Origin of the sequence: Ensifer sp. ENS02 (assembly GCF_014851885.1) — a bacterium.
Classification (GTDB): domain Bacteria; phylum Pseudomonadota; class Alphaproteobacteria; order Rhizobiales; family Rhizobiaceae; genus Ensifer; species Ensifer adhaerens.
This window is the reverse complement of the sequence record NZ_JACVAO010000044.1, coordinates 1-3392: the sequence shown is the minus strand read 5'-3', so window position 1 is coordinate 3392 and position 3392 is coordinate 1. Positions and strand designations below refer to the sequence as shown.

Here is a 3392-nt window from a genome sequence, read left to right as displayed (position 1 = left end):
CGCTAGAAGGCGCGCGTCGTGGCGCTCGACCGATTGAGGGCCCTGTTTCGCCTTTGTATCTGCGGTCCGAGGCGGCGTTTCCCGGGTTTGTCGAGGATGCGCTGAGGCTGACGGTTGCGGATTCGGACCGCAAGTTTGCGCGGCAGGCGTTTGATGCGGGCGCGGCGAGGCTTGCCGATCGGGTGTCGGCGTGGCGTTCGGCGATCGCCGAGACGAGCCGAGGTGCGGGCGGCCGGGGACCGGATGGGCGGCCCGTGCCGGTTGGACGGGCGGTGAGCGACCTGGAGGCGGAGATCTACAGCCTGTCGGGGGACCTTGTGGCGGGCCAGGCGGCGCCAGGCGGCGGTCGTGCGGATGCGGTTGCGGCGACCCGGGCGCTGGCCGGATCGGTTCCGGGGGACTTGCAGCCGCTGGTGCTGGCGGCGGGCCAGCGGGCGGTGGATGGTTTGCCGGCGGAGGCTGGCGGCGCGCCGCTGGCGCTGACGGTCGACAGCGCGGTCGCCCAGGCGCTGCAGCCGCTTTTGACCCCCGACGGGGATGCGGCGGGCAGCGAGCAGACGATGTTGGCGCAGGCGCTTTTATGGCGGGCGCAGGCCGACAGCGACCGGACCGTGGCCGAAGGTCTGAAGGCGCATGCGGCGCGGGTGCAGGCGCGCGACGGGGAGACGTCGGACGCCTATCGGCTGGCGCAGCTTCGGGCCGACAGGGCCTTCGATCGCGCCCAGGTTTCGGCAACCCTGCGGGATCGCTGTCAGGTGGCGGTCGATATGGCCGCGGCCGATCCGGCGCGGCGTGACGAACTGACGGCCGGGTGGCGGCAGGTGAATGCGGCGCTGGCGCCGCTCGACCTGAGCATTGCCCGGCCGCATCCCTCGGCCGCGCCGGCAGCGCAGCCCGTGCGCGACCGCAAGGCTGCGCTCGACCGGGAGGTGGAACTTGGGCTTTTGACGCTGAACAAGGCCGATGCGGCGGTGCAACTGGCAGAAGCGGTCAAGGCCAAGGGGGACGAGGCAGAGGCGGCGCGGCTGGACAAGGTGCGGCTGGGGGAGATTGTCGCTTCGCTCGACCGGTCGCGCACGACGCCCCGGCAGGTGCTGCTGCAAGAGGCGCTGGAGGCGTCGGCCGACGAGCTTCTGGAGCACGGCCGGGTTTCGCCGGAACGCACCCGGGAGCTTGCGCGGCTGAGGGTGGAAGCGGAGGCGGAGGCGGCCTGGCTTGCCCAGCATCCGGCCGCCGGCAGCGATCTGGCGAAGGAGACGGGTCAGCGGCGCGGATTTGCGGAGGCGGACAAGCGCGAAGCACTGGCGCTGGCGCAAAAGGAGCGTCTGTCGCGCGAGCTCGACCAGCAGATGCTGGCAGGCGACGGCCTGCGCATCGAGCAGCGCGTGCAGGTCAGCATCCGGGCGGTGGCGGCCGCAGCGCCGGCAAGCCCGCAACGTCGGCTGGCCGAAGCGGAGCTCCAGGCGGCACAAGAACAACGCCAGCAACATCAGACCGGCGACCGCCAGGAGCGGATCGCGACAGAGCTGGAACTAGCGCGGCTTGGTGAAGAGGTGGCGCGGCGCGATCTGGATCTGGAAGAGTACAAGACCAACGTTCTGGGTGCCAACCAGCAGCGCAATCCGCACCAGTTCGACACGGCGTTCACCGACGGTCGCGGCGACCTGAAGCAAAGCGATCGCATCGAGATTATCGTCAAGGACGGCCAGCTTTACCAGCAGAACTCTCATCAGGGCGAGGTGACGGGCACCTACCAGCTGAGCTGGGGGGAGAGGGCGCCGACGAAGATGGAGGTGCCGCGCGGGTTCGACGGTCTGTCGGGGGCGCTTTACCAGGCTCGCCTGCGCCTGGACGGGGCCCGGCGGCAGGCCGCGCAGCGTGCGGAGAGCAGCCTCAAGGAGCAGCAACGCGACATCGACGCCCGGCTTGCGACGGCCCGGGCGACGTTTGGTCCGGGCGTCCAGGGGCCGCGAAAGGGCGACGACGCGGTGCGGCCGAAAGGGGCTGGTGCGGACTGGGTGCCGCTTGAGGACGGGCGCTGGGTGCATCCGCAGGTCGCCGCCCTGGTCGCTGAACGGGGAGAACTGGACGGCCAGCAGGCGCAGACGGCGCGCGCGCGCGATTTCCTCGAGTTCCGCCTGAGCCATCCCGATCTGGTCGGGCTGGACGATGCCCATGACGAGCGGCTGCAGGCGCACTACGCCCGCGAGCGCGAGGCGGTGCGCCAGCGCTACTTCGCGGTTTACGACCCGGGGCTTGCGCCGATCCCGCTGGAGGCCGGTGCTGAGCGGCGCAATGCGCTCGGCCGGGCCATGGGTTTTGCCGTGCCCGAGGGGGCGAATGCGCTCGGATCGACGGATCTGTTTGCCGGCGAGCAGCTGGCGATGATCGAATGGGTCGACCGGCGCATTGGCGAGGCGGTCGGCGACAGGGCCAGGGTCGTGCCGTCGCTGCTTTTGCATGTCAGCGACGAGGTTGGGGTCAAGCCGATCGTGCATCTTCAGGTCCAGGGCCAGGATGGCGAAACGGCGCTGATCGACACGTCGCTGGCCTATGAGGCGGCGATCCGGCAAGCCAATGTGCCCTGGCGCTTCGACGACCTTGAGGACTGGCGCGCCGGCAACACGCTGTCGGACAAGGGCACGGTCTATGGACGGGGCGCGGATGGGCAGGGGTGGTCGCTTGCCGCCCACGACACCTCCACGGTGCAAACGGTGATCACCTGGGGCACCATGGCGGCGGATGTCGCCAGCCTCGTTCCGGGGGGCAATGTCGTCGCCCGTCCGCTGGCGTTCGCCGGCAACGCCTATCTCGGCGCCAATGCGCTCACCGAGCTGGCCGCGATCAATCGCCATGGCCAGTCGGTGTGGAGCAAGGAAGGGCTGATGACGGCCGGTTCAGCCGCCGTGTCGAGCCTTGGGGTGGTCGCGCCGGCGCTCAGGGCGGCCACGCTCTACCGCGGCGGTTTGTCGGCCGGCAAGTCGCTGCGCGCCAGCGTCGGCGCGACCGGACACCAGTCGCTGCTCAGCAGCCAGGCAGGCCACGTGCTGGCCAACAGCGGTGAGTTCGCCCTGCGCCTGGCCCATCGCCTCGACCAGGGCCAGTTCTTCGGCGGAACCGCGCTGATGGCCGCCAGTGCCGGCGACGTCGCCGCCATCGATGACTTCACCGGCGAGGACCTGCTCAACCTCATGGACTTCGCAACCGGCCTGCACGGCACCATCGCCGGCGGCATCGACATCATCGCCCTGAACCATGCAACAGCCAGCCCGGCAAACCGACCAGCATCAGACATCGGCGCCGACACGTTCCCGGTCGCACTGCCGCACGGCAATCCGCCAGCAGGCAGAGATCACATCCGCACCGATTTAGCCCTCGAACCGGCCACGATA

Annotated in this window: 1 pseudogene; it reads left to right on the top strand. The window is 70.2% G+C overall.

What is annotated here, in order from left to right:
- Positions 1–53: 53 nt before the first annotated feature.
- A pseudogene (locus IB262_RS35265) lies at positions 54–3392 on the top strand (hypothetical protein); the annotation flags it as partial.